The sequence below is a fragment of the Nocardioides sp. HDW12B genome, assembly GCF_011299595.1.
Classification (GTDB): Bacteria; Actinomycetota; Actinomycetes; order Propionibacteriales; family Nocardioidaceae; genus Marmoricola_A.
This window is the reverse complement of the sequence record NZ_CP049867.1, coordinates 2,575,295-2,590,338: the sequence shown is the minus strand read 5'-3', so window position 1 is coordinate 2,590,338 and position 15,044 is coordinate 2,575,295. Positions and strand designations below refer to the sequence as shown.

General features: G+C 74.7%; 16 protein-coding genes and 1 pseudogene. 16 read left to right on the top strand and 1 reads right to left on the bottom strand.

The window, feature by feature from the left end:
- The first annotated feature begins 45 nt into the window (after positions 1-45).
- From G7072_RS12140 to G7072_RS12090, 12 genes and pseudogenes are all read left to right on the top strand, one after another.
- Positions 46-2,325, top strand: a complete 2,280-nt coding sequence (locus tag G7072_RS12140) for a [protein-PII] uridylyltransferase (RefSeq protein WP_166086715.1) — start codon at positions 46-48, stop codon at positions 2,323-2,325.
- Between the two features lie 55 nt (positions 2,326-2,380).
- Complete coding sequence (gene ffh / locus G7072_RS12135) at positions 2,381-3,946, top strand: signal recognition particle protein (protein WP_166086712.1); 1,566 nt, start codon at positions 2,381-2,383, stop codon at positions 3,944-3,946.
- A 46-nt stretch (positions 3,947-3,992) separates the two neighbouring features.
- Complete coding sequence (locus G7072_RS12130; protein ID WP_166086710.1) at positions 3,993-5,075, top strand: amidohydrolase family protein; 1,083 nt, start codon at positions 3,993-3,995, stop codon at positions 5,073-5,075.
- A gap of 168 nt (positions 5,076-5,243) precedes the next feature.
- A complete protein-coding gene (rpsP, locus tag G7072_RS12125; RefSeq protein ID WP_166086708.1) occupies positions 5,244-5,816 on the top strand; it encodes a 30S ribosomal protein S16 in 573 nt (190 codons plus the stop codon).
- A gap of 4 nt (positions 5,817-5,820) precedes the next feature.
- A complete protein-coding gene (locus G7072_RS12120) occupies positions 5,821-6,063 on the top strand; it encodes an RNA-binding protein (RefSeq protein ID WP_166086705.1) in 243 nt (80 codons plus the stop codon).
- Positions 6,064-6,088: 25 nt separating this feature from the next.
- Positions 6,089-6,655: a ribosome maturation factor RimM gene (gene rimM / locus G7072_RS12115; protein WP_166086703.1), complete on the top strand. Its 567-nt coding sequence runs from the start codon at positions 6,089-6,091 to the stop codon at positions 6,653-6,655.
- Positions 6,652-7,362 (top strand): annotated as a pseudogene (gene trmD / locus G7072_RS20055) (tRNA (guanosine(37)-N1)-methyltransferase TrmD); the annotation flags it as partial. The gene rimM and the pseudogene trmD, both read left to right, overlap by 4 nt.
- A gap of 117 nt (positions 7,363-7,479) precedes the next feature.
- Positions 7,480-7,875, top strand: coding sequence for a GNAT family N-acetyltransferase (locus tag G7072_RS20050; RefSeq protein ID WP_240917286.1), 396 nt, complete (start codon positions 7,480-7,482; stop codon positions 7,873-7,875).
- A 200-nt stretch (positions 7,876-8,075) separates the two neighbouring features.
- The gene (rplS, locus tag G7072_RS12105; RefSeq protein WP_166086698.1) at positions 8,076-8,435 is read left to right on the top strand and encodes a 50S ribosomal protein L19; all 360 of its coding nucleotides are present in this window, start codon (positions 8,076-8,078) and stop codon (positions 8,433-8,435) included.
- A 46-nt stretch (positions 8,436-8,481) separates the two neighbouring features.
- The gene (gene lepB / locus G7072_RS12100; RefSeq protein ID WP_240916912.1) at positions 8,482-9,315 is read left to right on the top strand and encodes a signal peptidase I; all 834 of its coding nucleotides are present in this window, start codon (positions 8,482-8,484) and stop codon (positions 9,313-9,315) included.
- Positions 9,312-10,034: a ribonuclease HII gene (locus G7072_RS12095; RefSeq protein WP_166086696.1), complete on the top strand. Its 723-nt coding sequence runs from the start codon at positions 9,312-9,314 to the stop codon at positions 10,032-10,034. The genes lepB and G7072_RS12095 overlap by 4 nt, the downstream gene beginning before the upstream one ends.
- Complete coding sequence (locus tag G7072_RS12090) at positions 10,034-10,342, top strand: DUF2469 domain-containing protein (RefSeq protein WP_166086694.1); 309 nt, start codon at positions 10,034-10,036, stop codon at positions 10,340-10,342. The genes G7072_RS12095 and G7072_RS12090 overlap by 1 nt, the downstream gene beginning before the upstream one ends.
- Here the strand turns inward: G7072_RS12090 and G7072_RS12085 are convergent.
- A complete protein-coding gene (locus tag G7072_RS12085) occupies positions 10,339-10,758 on the bottom strand; it encodes a hypothetical protein (protein ID WP_166086692.1) in 420 nt (139 codons plus the stop codon). The genes G7072_RS12090 and G7072_RS12085 overlap by 4 nt on opposite strands.
- Positions 10,759-10,949: 191 nt before the next feature.
- On the opposite strand from G7072_RS12085, the gene G7072_RS12080 reads away from it, so the two are divergent.
- From G7072_RS12080 to G7072_RS12065, 4 genes are read left to right on the top strand one after another with little or no spacing between them, the layout of a single operon-like run.
- Complete coding sequence (locus G7072_RS12080; protein ID WP_166086690.1) at positions 10,950-11,315, top strand: YraN family protein; 366 nt, start codon at positions 10,950-10,952, stop codon at positions 11,313-11,315.
- Positions 11,315-12,937, top strand: coding sequence for a YifB family Mg chelatase-like AAA ATPase (locus G7072_RS12075; protein WP_166086687.1), 1,623 nt, complete (start codon positions 11,315-11,317; stop codon positions 12,935-12,937). Before G7072_RS12080 ends, G7072_RS12075 begins: the two co-directional genes overlap by 1 nt.
- Positions 12,934-14,070: a DNA-processing protein DprA gene (gene dprA / locus G7072_RS12070; RefSeq protein ID WP_166086685.1), complete on the top strand. Its 1,137-nt coding sequence runs from the start codon at positions 12,934-12,936 to the stop codon at positions 14,068-14,070. Before G7072_RS12075 ends, dprA begins: the two co-directional genes overlap by 4 nt.
- A 35-nt stretch (positions 14,071-14,105) precedes the next feature.
- Positions 14,106-15,038 carry a tyrosine recombinase XerC gene (locus G7072_RS12065; protein ID WP_166086683.1) on the top strand — a complete coding sequence of 311 codons (933 nt, stop codon included), beginning with the start codon at positions 14,106-14,108 and terminating at the stop codon, positions 15,036-15,038.
- Positions 15,039-15,044: the final 6 nt, after the last annotated feature.

Here is a 15,044-nt window from a genome sequence, read left to right as displayed (position 1 = left end):
GTGTCCTGCTGGCACCGGCCCGACCGAGGACCCGAGGAGGGCCCCATGACCGCCGCCGAGCGCGAGGCACGGACCGAGCAGGCCGACACGCTGTGCCGCTCGGTCTTCGAGGACGCGGTGGCCGGCCGGGAGGACACCGGGATCGCCCTGGTGGCCGTGGGCGGCTACGGCCGACGCGAGCTGGCGCCGTACTCCGACCTCGACGTCGTCGTCGTCCACGACCCGTCCGTCGACGTGGGGGAGGTGCCCGAGAAGGTGCTCTACCCGCTGTGGGACGCCAACGTGCGCCTCGACCACTCGGTGCGCGCCCTGGACGAGGTGACCGAGGCCGCCGCCCGCGACGTCCGGGTCGCCCTCGGGCTGCTCGACACCCGGCACCTGGCCGGCGACACCTCGGTCTCCCTGCGGCTGCGCGCCGACGTGCTGTCGCAGTGGCGCCGCAACGCGCGCGAGAACCTGCCCCGGCTGCGCGACCTGGTCCGCGACCGGGTGGACCGGGTCGGCGAGCTCGCCCACGCCGCGGTGCCCGACCTCAAGGAGTCCGGGGGCGGGCTGCGCGACGCCACGGTGCTCAAGGCGCTCGTCGCGACCTGGATGGTCGACGTGCCCCACGCCGACCTCGAGCGCTGCCGGCTGCAGCTGCTCGACCTGCGCGACCTGCTCCAGGACGCCGCCGGTCGCGCCACCGACCGGGTCGCGCCCGAGCTGTGGTCGGCGCTGGTCGACGGGCTGCCTGCGAACCTCGACCTGGCCGAGTGGTCCGCCCGCGGGTCGACGGAGGACGCGGCGCAGCGGTGGCTGCGCCAGATCGGACGCCGCACCGCCCACCTCTCCCGCCTGACCTGGAGCCGGGTCGACCACGTGCTGGCCCCGGCGCCCCCGCCGACGCGCAACCGGGTGCCACGGCTGGAGCGGCTCGCCCCGGGCGTCGCCCTGGCGAGCAACGAGGTCGTGCTGGACCGCGGCGCCGACCCCGCGACGGACCCGTTGCTGGTGCTGCGCGCCGCCGCCGTCGCCGCCGAGCGCGGGGTCGTGCTCGCCCCGGCCTCGGCGGCCCGGCTGGCCGCCACCTCGGCCCCGTTGCCCGTGCCCTGGCCGGCCGAGGCGCGCGACCTCGTGGTGCGGCTGCTGGCCTCGGGGCCCGGGCTGCTGGCGGTCTGGGAGACCCTCGACCAGACCGGCGCCCTCGACCTGGTGCTGCCGGAGTGGCGGCGGGTCCGGCTGCTGCCGCACGCCAGTGCCGTGCACCGCTTCACCGTCGACCGGCACATCGTCGAGACCTGCGTCGAGGCCTCGCGCCTGATCCGCCGGGTGGCCCGCCCCGACCTGCTGGCGCTCGCCGCCGTGCTCCACGACATCGGCAAGGGCGGGATGGTCGACCACAGCGTGGCCGGCGAGCCGGTGGCCGCCGAGGTGGCGGCCCGGATGGGCTTCTCCCCGGAGGACGGCGCGGTCGTCGCCGCACTGGTGCGTCACCACCTGCTGCTCGCGGAGACCGCCACGTCCCGCGACCTCGACGACCCCGCGACGCTGGACCACGTCGCGACCCGGGTGGGCAGCGCGGCGGTGCTCGACCTCCTCGAGGTGCTCACCGAGGCCGACGCCCGGGCCACGTCGGCCAAGGCGTGGAGCGCGTGGCGCGCCCGGCTCGTGGCCGACCTGTCCCGGCGGGTGCGCGAGCGGCTCGCCGACGACGGCGTACGACGTGAGCCGCTCGACCTCGAGGAGGAGCTGGACGTGCCCGCCGCGGCCGCCACCGACCCGGCGTACCTCCACGTCGAGGTGGCCCGCGAGGAGGACGGCTCCCTGGTGCGCGTCGTGGCCCACGACCGGGTCGGGCTGATGGCCGACGTGTCGGGGGCGCTGGCGGTGATGCGGCTCTCGGTGCGCTCGGCGCGCGCCTGGACCGTCGACCCGGTCGCGGTGTCGCTGTGGCAGGTCGACGACGACCTGGTCGACGCGACCGTGCTGCAGCAGCGGCTCGAGGCCGTGGTCGCCGGCTCGCTCGACCCGTCCGAGCGGCTGCGCCCCGCGCCGGACACCCTGGAGCCGTCGGTGCTGGTGCGGCACGAGGCGTCGGTGGAGGCGACCGTGCTGGAGGTCCGCACCGCGGACCGTCGGGGCGCGGTGCACCTGGTCTGCCGGGCCCTGGGCGACCAGGACGTCTCGGTGCGCTCGGCCCACGTCTCGACCTTCGGGCCGCAGTCGCTCGACGTGTTCTACCTGCAGGAGCCGGGGGCGGGGGCGCTCAGCGACGAGCGCGCGGCTACGGCCGCGCACGCGGTCCGTGAGACACTCGCGCCCGCGGCTACTCTGGACGCCTGACGGCGCCAGCACCGCTCCCCACCGCCGTTTCCGGACGACCCGAGGACTGTGTTTCGTGTTCGCCACTCTCTCCGACCGCCTTGCCGACACGTTCAAGAACCTGCGAGGCAAGGGTCGGCTCTCCGAGGCCGACATCGACGCGACCGCGCGTGAGATCCGCATCGCGCTGCTCGAGGCCGACGTCGCGCTGCCGGTCGTCAAGCAGTTCGTCACCGCCGTCAAGGAGCGCGCCCGCGGCGCCGAGGTCAGCGGGGCGCTGAACCCGGCCCAGCAGGTCGTGAAGATCGTCCACGAGGAGCTCGTGACGATCCTCGGCGGGGAGACCCGCCGGATCCGCTTCGCCAAGACGCCGCCGACCGTGATCGTGCTCGCCGGCCTCCAGGGCGCCGGCAAGACGACGCTGGCGGCCAAGCTGGCGCTGTGGCTGAAGGGCCAGGGGAGCAGCCCGATGCTCGTGGCGGCCGACCTCCAGCGCCCCAACGCCGTCAACCAGCTCCAGGTCAACGGCCAGCGCGCCGGCGTGACCGTCTACGCCCCGCAGCCCGGCAACGGCGTCGGCGACCCGGTGGCGGTGGCCCGCGACGGCGTCGCCGAGGCGCGCCGCACGCTGCACGACGTCGTCATCATCGACACCGCAGGCCGCCTGGGTGTCGATGCCGACCTGATGCAGCAGGCCGCCGACATCCGCGACGCGGTGAACCCCGACGAGATCCTCTTCGTCGTCGACGCCATGATCGGCCAGGACGCGGTCAACACCGCGCAGGCGTTCCTCGACGGCGTCGGCTTCGACGGCGTGGTGCTCACCAAGCTGGACGGCGACGCCCGCGGTGGCGCGGCGCTCTCGATCCGCTCGATCACCGGCCGGCCGATCATGTTCGCCTCCAACGGCGAGAAGCTCGACGACTTCGACACCTTCCACCCCGACCGGATGGCCTCACGCATCCTCGACATGGGTGACGTGCTCACCCTGATCGAGCAGGCGGAGAAGGCCTTCGACTCCGACCAGGCCGCCCGGGCCGCGGCGAAGCTCACCGGGCAGGGCGGCGACTTCACCCTCGACGACTTCCTCGAGCAGATGCAGGCGCTGCGCAAGATGGGCTCGCTGTCGAAGATCATGGGGATGCTGCCCGGGATGGGGCAGTTCCGCGAGCAGCTGGCCAACTTCGACGAGCGCGAGATCGACCGCATCCAGGCGATCATCCAGTCGATGACGCCCGGCGAGCGCGCCGACGCCAAGATCATCGACGGCTCGCGCCGCGCCCGCATCGCGAAGGGGTCCGGCGTCCACGTCTCCGAGGTCAACCAGCTCGTGGAGCGGTTCTTCGAGGCCCGCAAGATGATGCGCAACCTCGCCCAGGGCGGCGGCATCCCCGGCATGGGCGGCATGCCCGGCGCCGGCAAGCGCGCCAAGGCCAAGCGCCCTCCGGCCAAGAAGGGCAAGGGCAAGCGCGTCTCCGGCAACCCCGCCAAGCGCGCCGAGCAGGAGAAGGCCTCCGCGACCGCGGCGGCCGAGCGCCCGCCCGCGAACCCGTTCGGCCTGCCGCAGGGCGCCGAGGAGGAACAGTTCGACGCCTCCGGCTTCGAGCTGCCCCCCGAGGTCGCGAAGTACCTCAACAAGTAGTCCCGGGAGCGGTCGCACGCCGGACCGCGGCGTCTAGGGTCGGGGCATGGCTTCCCAGGCTGCGGCGCTGCGCGTCACCGGACCGGTCCTGCCCGACGGCGAGAGCCGCGACCTGTACGTCGTCGACGGCCGGGTCACCTACGAGAAGGTGGCCTCCGCCGAGACCGTGGCCGAGGGCTGGATCGTGCCGGGCCTCGTCGACGCCCACTGCCACCTCGGCCTCGACGACGACGGCGCGGTCAGCGACGCCGCCACCGAGCAGCAGGCGATCGACGACCGCGACGGCGGCGCGCTGCTGATCCGCGACGCCGGCAGCGCGGCCGACACCCGGTGGGTGCAGGACCGCGACGACCTGCCGCGGCTGGTGCGCTGCGGACGCCACATCGGCCGCACCAAGCGCTACATCCGCAACTACGCCCACGAGGTCGAGCCCGACGAGCTGCCGGCGTACGCCGCACAGGAGGCGCGTCGCGGCGACGGCTGGATCAAGCTGGTGGGCGACTGGATCGACCGCGGTGAGGGCGACCTGGCCCCGAGCTTCCCGGCCGAGGCGTTCGCCGCGGCCATCGCCGCCGCCCACGCCGAGGGTGCCAAGGTCACCGCCCACTGCTTCGGGGCCGGCGTGCTCCCCGGCCTCATCCGCGCCGGCATCGACTGCATCGAGCACGGCACCGGCCTGACCGAGGACCTCGTCGACGAGATGGTCGCCCGGGGCACCGCCCTCGTGCCGACGGTCATGCAGCTCGACAAGTTCCCCGAGCACGCCTCCGCCGGCGCCGAGCGCTTCCCCGAGTACGCCGAGACGATGAGCGACCTCTACGCCCGGATGCCGGCCACGATCATGGCGGCGTACGAGGCGGGGGTGCCGCTCTACGCCGGCTCCGACGGCGGGGGCATCAGCCGGCACGGCAACATCGCCGGCGAGATCGCCGCCCTGCACCGCATCGGCGTACCGGCCCACGACGCGCTCGGCGCCGCCTCCTGGCGGGCCCGGGACTGGCTGGGCCACCCGGGGCTCGAGGAAGGCGCACCGGCGGACCTCGTCGTCTACCCGTCGAACCCGCTCGACGACCTCGGCGTCCTGCGCTCGCCGAGCCGCATCGTGCTGCGCGGCCGCGTCGTCGCCTGAGCGGCCGATTTCGGGGGATCGGCGGCGTCTGGCAGAATGACGCGCTGAGTCCTGTGCGGCCGGGCCCTCTCTCCCGGCAGTCGCAGGCCCAGCAGCTCGCCGGCCCGGTCCCCACCTGGTCCCGGCACGCTCACCAGGAACCGACATCTCAAGGAGACTCCACAGCTCGTGGCCGTCAAGATTCGTTTGAAGCGGATGGGCAAGATCCGTCAGCCGTTCTACCGCATCGTCGTCGCCGACTCGCGCACCAAGCGCGACGGTCGTGTGATCGAGGAGATCGGCAAGTACCACCCCAAGGAGGAGCCCTCCCTGATCGAGGTCAAGTCCGACCGCGCGCAGCACTGGCTCTCCGTCGGCGCGCAGCCGACCGAGGCCGTCGCCGCGCTGCTGAAGGTGACCGGCGACTGGCAGAAGTTCAAGGGCGAGTCCGGCCAGGAAGGCACCCTCCGCGTCAAGGAGGTGGGCAAGTCCAAGCAGGAGATCTTCAACGAGATCCTCCAGGAGTCCGGCATGGGCGCCTCAGGCGAGGCCGTGACCGCCAAGAAGTCGGCCGACAAGCCGGCCAAGAAGGCGGCCGCGAAGTCCGAGCCGAAGGCCGAGGAGACCCCGGCGGAGACCCCGTCGGAGACCCCGGCGGAGACCCCCGCCGACGAGACCCCCGAGGTCGCGGCGGAGACCGCCGAGGTCGAGGCCGACAAGGCTGACGGCGAGGCCGAGAAGCCCGCCGACGAGAAGGCCTGACCTCGTGCTGTCCGAAGCGCTGGAGCACCTGGTCCGCGGCATCGTCGCCCACCCCGACGACGTCTCGGTCCGGGACAAGCAGCTGCGCCGCGGCTCGCTGCTCGAGGTCCGGGTCAACCCCGAGGACCTCGGCAAGGTGATCGGTCGCAACGGCCGCACCGCCACCGCCCTGCGCACCGTCATCGGTGCGATCGGCGGCAAGGGCGCGGCCCGCGTCGACTTCGTCGACGTCGACCGACGCCGCTGAGCCGTCCCGGCCCGGCACTGCAGCGATGAGCACGACACCGCAGGACCCTGAGCGCGACGTGGTGGTCGGCCGGATCGGCCGGCCCCACGGCGTGCGGGGCGAGGTGAGCCTCGAGCTGCGCACCGACGAGCCCGACCGGCGTTTCGCCGACGGCGCCGTCCTGACCGTCCGCGGCGCCCCGGGGCGCCCCGCGCCGGAGCACGCCACGCTCACCGTCGCCGCCACCCGCTGGCACCAGGAGCGCCTGCTCGTCCGGTTCGAGCAGCTCACCGACCGCGACGCCGCCGAGCGGGCGCGCGACCTGCTGCTCGAGGTCACCATCGCGGCGGACTCCGCACCGGTGGAGGACGACGAGTTCTACGACTTCCAGATCGTGGGCCTCAGCGTCGTCACCGAGGACGGGACCCCGGCCGGCACCGTGAAGGCCGTGCTCCACCCGGGCGCCCAGGACCTGCTGGTCGTGGCCCGGAACGGCCAGGAGGACGCGCTGGTGCCCTTCGTGAGCGCCCTCGTCCCCGAGGTCGACCTGGCCGGCGGACGCCTGGTCGTGGCCGACCGCCCCGGCCTGCTCAGCCCCTTCGAGGACGAGTGACCCCCTCCGGGAGCGGCCTTCGCGTCGACCTCGTCTCGATCTTCCCGGCCTACTTCGACGTCCTCGACCTGTCGCTGGCCGGCAAGGCCCGCACCCAGGGCCTGCTCGACGTCCGCGTGCACGACCTCCGGTCGTTCACCCACGACCGTCACCGCACCGTCGACGACAGCCCGTACGGTGGCGGCGCCGGCATGGTCATGAAGCCCGAGCCGTGGGGCGAGGCCATCGACAGCGTCCTCGCCGACGGGCCCGAGGGCCGCACCGTGCTCGTCGTACCGACGCCCAGCGGCGTGCCCTTCACCCAGGACGCCGCGGCCGACCTGGCCGGCGCCGACCGGATCGTCGTCGCCTGCGGCCGCTACGAGGGCATCGACCAGCGGGTCATCGACCACTACGCGAGCCTCGAGCAGGTGGAGGTGCGCGAGGTCTCGCTCGGCGACTACGTCCTCAACGGGGGAGAGGTGGCCGCGCTGGCGGTCGTCGAGGCGGTCGCCCGGCTGCTCCCGGGCTTCATGGGCAACGCCGCGTCGCTGAGCGAGGAGTCCCACGGCGACGCCGGCCTGCTGGAGTACCCCGTCTACACCAAGCCCGCCTCCTGGCGCGGGCACGACGTACCGGCGGTGCTGCTGTCGGGCGACCACGCGCGGATCGCGGCCTGGCGCCACGCCCAGGCGGTACGACGTACGGCGCAGCGCCGGCCCGACCTGCTGCCCCCCAGCCACGACGTCCCCGCCCTCGACGGAGCCGACCCGGGCACGGCCGAGTGGCGGCCCGCCGTCCGTGCCGACGCCGGCGAGGTCCTGACCCTGCAGCGCGCCTGCTGGATGGACGAGGCGCAGGCCAACGACGCCCTCGACATCCCCCCGCTCCAGGAGTCGTACGACGAGGTGGTGGCCGGGCTGACGACGTACACCACGTGGGTGCTGCGCGTCGCGGGCCGGCTCGTCGGCAGCGTCCGGGCCCACAGCGAGCCGGACGGCACCTGGTTCGTCGGACGGCTCATGGTGGCGCCCGACCTGCGTGGCCACGGTCTCGGTCGTTGGATGCTGGAGCGCATCGAGGAGCTGGCCCCGCCGGAGGCACCCGGCTTCGCGCTCATCACCGGCGCGGGCAGCGAGGCGAACCTGCGGCGCTACCGGCGCGCCGGCTACCGGCCCGACCGGCCCGACCGCCCGGCGGACGACCCCCGCGCCGTCCGCCTGGCCAAGCGCCGCCGCTGAGCGAGGATTTCCACCGGCCCCGGCCGCTGTGGCAGAATCACCCCTTGGTCCACAGCCTCAACGGCGGACTCCGCGCCTGACGCGGAGCGCCGGCGCCGCACCTGCCACAGGGGGTCGCGCGCACGAGGCACCACGGGGACCGCCCGAGCACGAACCCACCCACGTCCGTGGGCGACCTGTGGCGCCGACGAGGAGACACCATGACCAACGTCATCGACGAGCTGGCCGGCGCCGAGAGGCGCTCCGACCTCCCCGAGTTCCGCGCCGGGGACACCCTGAAGGTCCACGTCAAGGTGGTCGAGGGCAACCGCTCGCGCGTCCAGGTCTTCCAGGGCGTGTGCCTGCGCGTGCAGGGCTCCGGCATCGGCCGCACCTTCACCGTCCGCAAGGTCTCCTTCGGCATCGGCGTGGAGCGCACCTTCCCGCTGCACACCCCGATCATCGACAAGGTCGAGGTCGTCACCCGCGGTGACGTGCGTCGCGCGAAGCTCTACTACCTGCGCAACCTGCGCGGCAAGGCCGCCAAGATCAAGGAGAAGCGCGAGCCCGTCGCGCGCTGAGCGCGTCCGGCGACGGCGGCTCGATCGGCCTGGGTAGGGTCGGCGCGTGAGTGACGCGACGACCGGTTCGGGGGACGAGGGCCCGGCGAAGCCACCGGGTCGGCACCGCAAGGGCGGCCGTCACCTCGCCCGCCTCGGCGACGAGGGCCCGGCCCCGGAGCACGCGGACGACGAGCAGGCCGAGGCCCGCAAGCCCGTGCCGTTCTGGCAGGAGCTCACGCTGCTGCTGGTGATCGCGCTGCTGCTCGCCACCGGCATCAAGGCGCTCTTCCTGCAGGCGTTCTACATCCCGTCGGGGTCGATGAACGACACGCTGGTCTTCAACGACCGCATCCTCGTGCAGAAGGTCTCCTACTGGGGCGACGCCGAGCCCAGCCGCGGCGACATCGTGGTCTTCGCCGACCCCGGCGGCTGGCTGGACGAGGCCGACGCCCCCGCGGCGGAGAACATGGTGAGCAAGGGCCTCGAGCTCGTCGGGCTGTTCCCGACCGGCGGCCACCTGGTCAAGCGCGTGATCGGCGTCGGCGGCGACCGGGTGCGGTGCTGCGACCCCCAGGGGCGGATCCGGGTCAACAATGTGCCGCTGCGCGAGTCCTCCTACCTGGCGAGGGGCGAGAAGCCGTCGCTGATCACCTTCGACCAGAAGGTGCCCGAGGGATCGCTGTGGGTCATGGGCGACAACCGCTCGCAGTCGGCCGACAGCCGCTACCACCTCGGCGACCCCGGGGGCGCGTTCGTCCCGGTCGAGGACGTCGTCGGCAAGGTCTTCGCGGTCGTCTGGCCGCTGGGCCACGCCAAGACCCTGGGCCGGCCCGACACGTTCGCCGCGGTCGAGGCGGCCGAGGAGGACGACGCGGACCGGCAGGCGGCCGGGCGGTGAGCGTCCTGCCCCGCGGTCTCACCGTGCGCCGCGACGCCGGCCTCTACGGCTACGAGCGTGCGCTGCGCCGCCACGGCCTCGACCCCATCGCGGGCGTCGACGAGGCCGGTCGGGGCGCCTGCGCGGGACCGCTGGTGGCCGGCGCGGTGATCCTTCCCGCCACGTCGCGCGGCATCGTGCCGGGGCTGGCGGACTCCAAGCTGCTGACGCCCCGGGCGCGCGAGCGCTGCTACGACCAGGTCGTACGACGGGCGCTGGCCTGGTCGGTGGTCGTCATCGACTCCGAGGAGTGCGACCGGCTCGGCATGCACGTCGCCAACGTCGAGGCGCTGCGACGGGCACTGGCCCGCCTCGACGTGCGCCCGTCGTACGTGCTGACCGACGGGTTCGGAGTCGACGGCCTCGAGGTGCCGGGGCTCGCGGTCTGGAAGGGCGACCGCGTCGCGGCCTGCATCGCGGCGGCGTCGGTGGTCGCGAAGGTGACCCGCGACCGGATCATGACCGACCTGCACCGCGACCACCCGGTCTACGACTTCGAGACCCACAAGGGCTACATCACCCCGACCCACTCCGCCGCGCTGGCCGAGCACGGCCCCTGCGCGGTCCACCGACGCCGGTTCGTCAACGTGCGTCGAGCGGAGGGCGACTCGCTGCCGCCGACGCCCGCGGACGCGGGTGCGGATGAGAGACTGGCGACCCCCGTCCGGCAGGAGGCCTGATGAGCACCGAGGACCTCGAGAAGTACGAGGCCGAGATGGAGCTGCAGCTCTATCGGGAGTACCGCGACGTCGTCGGGATCTTCAAGTACGTCGTCGAGACCGACCGCCGCTTCTACCTGTGCAACCAGGTCGACGTGAAGGCGCGCACCGAGGCCGGGGACGTCTTCTTCGAGGTGTCGATGACCGACGCCTGGGTGTGGGACATGTACCGCCCGGCGCGCTTCGCCAAGAACGTGAAGGTGCTGACCTTCAAGGACGTCAACGTCGAGGAGCTCGCGGAGTCGGACCTCGACCCGCCGAAGCCCTAGCGCCGCTCGCGGTCGCGCTCGCCGGCCGGGCGCTCGTCGCGCGCGCACTCGCGGGTCGGCTCGCCGTCGGCCAGGCAGGTCCCGTCGTAGACGTCGCGCTTGCCCAGGCGCTCCTCCAGCCCCACCCGGATGCGGCGGTCCTCGGCCGGCTCGGAGCAGAACAGCCCGCCGGACTCCACAGCGACGGTGACCTCGACGCGCTGGGGGCGCTCCCGCACGTCGAGGACGTCGAGGTCGTCGCACGGCCGGGCCCGGACGTGGACCAGCAGCCCGCGGCTGTCGGCCTGGTAGTCGTCCCAGGTGGTGCCGCCCCGCTCCTGGATCTCGCGCAGCAGCACGACGCCGGTGACGGCGGCCGCCACCAGCATGAGGACACCGGCGCCCACCACCAGAGCGGTCCGTCTGCTGCCGCGCATGATGCCCCTCCGCCCTGAGCCGGTGACCCTCCCTGCCCGCCAAGTCTGGCAAGGATCGTCGTCGGGCGCGAGCACCGAGCGGGCCCGGAAGCCTCCCCAGCCGCTCGGTCGGTCGCGTTCTCCACCGCTCGCAGCGGTCGGCCGCCGCGCCGGGCCCCCCGCGGCGACAGTGGGCCGCGGAGGTGGTCGAGATGGCGACAGCACGCCAGCGGTTGGCGACAGGGGGGTACGGCGAGGCACAGGCCGCGGCGTACCTCGGACGGCTCGGGATGGTCGTGCTCGACCGCAACTGGAGGTGCGAGCTCGGCGAGGTCGACCTCGTCCTGCGTGACGGGTCGACGGTGGTGTTCTGCGAGGTCAAGACCCGGGCCGACGACCGGTTCGGCAGCCCGCTGGAGCAGGTGAGCGAGGCCAAGGCCGCCCGGCTGCGACGGCTGGCGGCGCGCTGGCTCCGCGAGCACGACGTGCCGGCCCGGGAGGTGCGGCTCGACCTCGTCGGGGTGCTGCTGGACCGCGTCGGCGACGCCCGCTTCACGCACGTGCGGGGGATCGGCTGATGGGCGTCGCGACCGCGCGCACGGTCACCCTCGACGGCATCCGCGGCCACGTCATCGACGTGCAGGCCGACGTGCGCCAGGGGTTGATCACCACCACGATGGTGGGCCGGCCCGACCCGACGATCAGCGAGTCGCGCGACCGCTGCCGCACCGCGATCGTCAACAGCCGCCTCGAGTGGCCCACCACGCGCCGGGTGACCATCGCCCTGTCCCCGGCCGACCTGCCCAAGCGCGGGTCCCACTTCGACCTCGCCATCGCGCTGGCGGTGCTGACCGCCGGGGCGCGTGAGGAGCCCTGCATCCCGGTCGCGGCGCTGGCGGAGCGGCTCTTCATCGGCGAGCTGACCCTCGACGGGCGGGTGCGGGCGGTGCACGGCGTGATCCCCATGGTCATGGCGGCCCGCTCCCGCGGTGTGCGCCGGGTCGTGGTGCCGGACCTGCACGTGCCGGAGGCGGCGCTGGTCCCCGACGTCGAGGTCGAGGGGGTGCGGAGCCTGGCGCAGGCGGTGGCGCTGCTGATGGGGGAGCCGCTGCCGGACGCCCCGCCGGTCGAGCCCCTCGGGTCGGGCTCGGTGCTCAGCTGGCGCGGCGAGGACCGCACCGACGAGCTCGACCTGGCCGACGTCCACGGGATGGCCGACGCGCGCTACGCCCTCGAGGTGGCCGCGGCCGGCGGGCACCACCTGCTCCTCACCGGCCCGAAGGGCGCCGGCAAGACGACGCTGGCCGAGCGGCTGCCCGGGCTGCTCCCGGACCTGAGCGTGGAGGAGACCCTCGAGCTGGTCGCCGTGCAGTCGCTGGCCGGGGAGGTGCCGCGCCGGCTGACCGACGCCCGTCCGCCGTTCCGGGCGCCGCACCACAGCGCGTCGAAGGTCAGCGTGCTGGGCGGGGGCACGGGCCGCGTCCACCCCGGGGAGATCAGCCGCGCGCTCCACGGCGTGCTGCTGCTCGACGAGTTCCCGCTGTTCCGCGCCGACATCGTCGACGCGCTGCGCCAGCCGCTGGAGAGCGCGGAGATCACCATCACCCGCGGGGACGACGTGGCGACGTTCCCGGCCCGGTCCATCGTGGTGCTCGGGGCGAACCCGTGCCCCTGTGGCGACTACTCGACCGACCCTGCAGCGGACCGCTGCACGTGCGGCGAGGTGAAGCGGCGCGGCTACCGCGAGAAGTTCTCCGCCCCGGTGAAGGACCGCATCGACATCGAGCGCCACGTGATGCCGGTGCGGCCGTGGGAGGTCGGCGACCCGCTGCGACGTCCGGAGGACACGGCCTCGGTGCGCGCTCGCGTCGCGGCAGCGCGGCAGCGCGCCGGGCTCCGGCTCGCCGGCACCCCGTGGCGGGTGAACGCCGACGTGCCGGGACCGGCCCTGTCCGCCCGGTGGCCGTTGACGGTCGCCGGCCTGGGCCTCGTCGACACCGCCCTGACCCGAGGCGGGCTGACCCGGCGCGGTGCGACGCGGGTGCACCGGATGGCGTGGACCGTGGCCGACCTCGACCCGTCGCTGCTCGAGCCGCACGACGGCGGGGAGGCGCCCGGACCGGAGGCCGTGGAGGTCGCGCTGCGCCTGCGCTCGGGCGAGCCGCTGGCCGAGGCGACGCTGGCGAGGAGGGCCGGATGAGCGCCGACCAGGACGAGCGGGAGGCGCGGGTGCGCCTCAACGTGCTGACCGAGCCGGGCGACCCGCGGGTGGCGCGGCTGCTGGGGGTGATGGGGGCGCAGGCGCTGGCGACCGAGCTGGCCGCCGACGGCGAGCTGCTGGGGCTGCGTGAGGACGTGCGGATGCGGGAGGACGGGCTGGACCCGGCCGGCGTGCTGGCGCGGGCGGCCGCGGCCGGCATCCGCTACGTCGTGCCCGGGGACGCCGAGTGGCCGGCGTGCCTGGCCGAGCTCGACCACGTCGACGCCGTCAGCGGCCTCGGCGGCCAGCCGCTCGGGCTGTGGGTCCGGGGACCGCTCCGGCTCGACGACGTGGCAGCCGGTGGGGTGGCGGTGGTCGGGTCGCGGTCGGCCACGACGTACGGGACCTCGGTGGCGGGCGACCTCGCCGCCGCGGTGGCGTCGGAGGGCCGGACGGTGGTCTCGGGGGCTGCCTTCGGCATCGACCAAGCGGCGCACCGCGGAGCGCTCGGCGTCGGGGGCACGACCGTGGCGGTGCTGGCCTGCGGGGTGGATCGGGCCTACCCCTCGGCCCACCGCCCGCTGCTGGACCACCTCGCGCAGCACGGCGCGGTGGTCTCCGAGCTGCGGCCCGGCCTGCCGCCGACCCGCGTCCGCTTCCTGGCCCGCAACCGGGTCATCGCGGCGATGAGCGCGGGCACGGTGGTCGTGGAGGCCGCCGTGCGCAGCGGCGCGCTCAACACCGCCAACTGGGCCTCCCGGCTCAACCGGGTGCTCATGGGCGTGCCCGGGCCGGTCACCAGCGCGCCGTCGGAGGGCGTGCACGAGCTGCTGCGGACCGGGGCCGCCTCGCTCGTGACGCGCGGCGAGCACGTCGTCGAGGCGCTGGCGCCGGTGGGGACGGCCACCGTCCTCCCGCGTCGCGCGCCCGAGCGTCCGGCCGACGCCCTGGACCTGCTCGAGATGCGCGTGCTCGACGCCGTGCCGCTGGTGCACACGGCGGCCGCTGTCTCGGTCGCCCACGCCGCCGGCCTCTCCGTCGCCGACACCACCCGCGCGCTGCACCGGCTGCGGTCCGTCGGGCTGGTCCGGGCGGAGGGCGCCTCCTGGCGCCGCGCGCCGCAGCCGGAATGACGGGGCCGGGGTGCCGGGCCGCCTAGCCTGAGCGGGTGGAGGAGTCCGAGCAGCCGGAGGTCGCGGAGGGCTTCGTCGAGCCGCTGGCCGACTTCGAGCGGCACCTGACGTCGGCGCGCGACGTCAGCCCCCACACGCTGCGCGCCTACACCGGCGACCTCAGGTCGCTGGCGGCCCACCTCACGATGCTGGGCCACGACTCGGTGGCCACCCTCGACCTCCGGGCGCTGCGCAGCTGGCTCGCCCAGCAGCAGACGCTGGGGCGCAGCCGCGCCACGATGGCCCGTCGCTCGGCCTCCGCCCGGGCGTTCACCGCGTGGCTCGCGCGCACCGGTCGGCTCCCCACCGACCCGGGGGCGGCGCTGGCCTCGCCGAAGGCCCACCGGCCGCTGCCGGCGGCGCTGAAGCAGGACGAGGTCCGCCTGCTGCTCGACGCCGCCGCCGAGCAGGCCCACCACGAGGACCCGATCGGGTGCCGCGACCTCGCCGTCCTCGAGCTGCTCTACGCCACCGGGATCCGGGTGGGGGAGCTGTGCGGCCTCGACGTCGACGACCTCGACGACGGCCGCCGCGTCGTCCGGGTGCTCGGCAAGGGCCGCAAGGAGCGCTCCGTCCCGTACGGCGCCCCCGCGGCGACCGCCGTGGACCGGTGGCGCGCGGTCCGGGGGCAGCTGGCGCGGCCCGGGTCCGGACCGGCCCTGTTCCTCGGGGCCCGCGGCGGACGCATCGACCCGCGGACCGTGCGGACCGTCGTGCACCGCCGGATCGCGGACGTGCCCGGCGCCCCCGACCTCGGCCCGCACGGCCTGCGGCACACCGCGGCCACGCACCTGCTCGAGGGCGGCGCCGACCTGCGCAGCGTCCAGGAGCTGCTCGGCCACGCCTCGCTGGCCACCACGCAGATCTACACCCACGTCACCCGCGACCGGCTCCGCTCGGCCTACGAGCAGGCCCACCCCCGCGCCTGAGCGGGG

What these genes read in the sequence shown, in the direction of transcription:
- G7072_RS12140 (WP_166086715.1), top strand. Translation starts at nt 46, where the DNA reads ATGACCGCCGCCGAGCGCGAGGCACGGACCGAGCAGGCCGACACGCTG.
- G7072_RS12130 (WP_166086710.1), top strand. Translation starts at nt 3,993, where the DNA reads ATGGCTTCCCAGGCTGCGGCGCTGCGCGTCACCGGACCGGTCCTGCCC.
- rimM (WP_166086703.1), top strand. Translation starts at nt 6,089, where the DNA reads ATGAGCACGACACCGCAGGACCCTGAGCGCGACGTGGTGGTCGGCCGG.
- G7072_RS20050 (WP_240917286.1), top strand. Translation starts at nt 7,480, where the DNA reads ATGGACGAGGCGCAGGCCAACGACGCCCTCGACATCCCCCCGCTCCAG.
- rplS (WP_166086698.1), top strand. Translation starts at nt 8,076, where the DNA reads ATGACCAACGTCATCGACGAGCTGGCCGGCGCCGAGAGGCGCTCCGAC.
- G7072_RS12090 (WP_166086694.1), top strand. Translation starts at nt 10,034, where the DNA reads ATGAGCACCGAGGACCTCGAGAAGTACGAGGCCGAGATGGAGCTGCAG.
- G7072_RS12085 (WP_166086692.1), bottom strand. Translation starts at nt 10,758, where the DNA reads ATGCGCGGCAGCAGACGGACCGCTCTGGTGGTGGGCGCCGGTGTCCTC.
- G7072_RS12080 (WP_166086690.1), top strand. Translation starts at nt 10,950, where the DNA reads ATGGCGACAGCACGCCAGCGGTTGGCGACAGGGGGGTACGGCGAGGCA.
- G7072_RS12075 (WP_166086687.1), top strand. Translation starts at nt 11,315, where the DNA reads ATGGGCGTCGCGACCGCGCGCACGGTCACCCTCGACGGCATCCGCGGC.
- dprA (WP_166086685.1), top strand. Translation starts at nt 12,934, where the DNA reads ATGAGCGCCGACCAGGACGAGCGGGAGGCGCGGGTGCGCCTCAACGTG.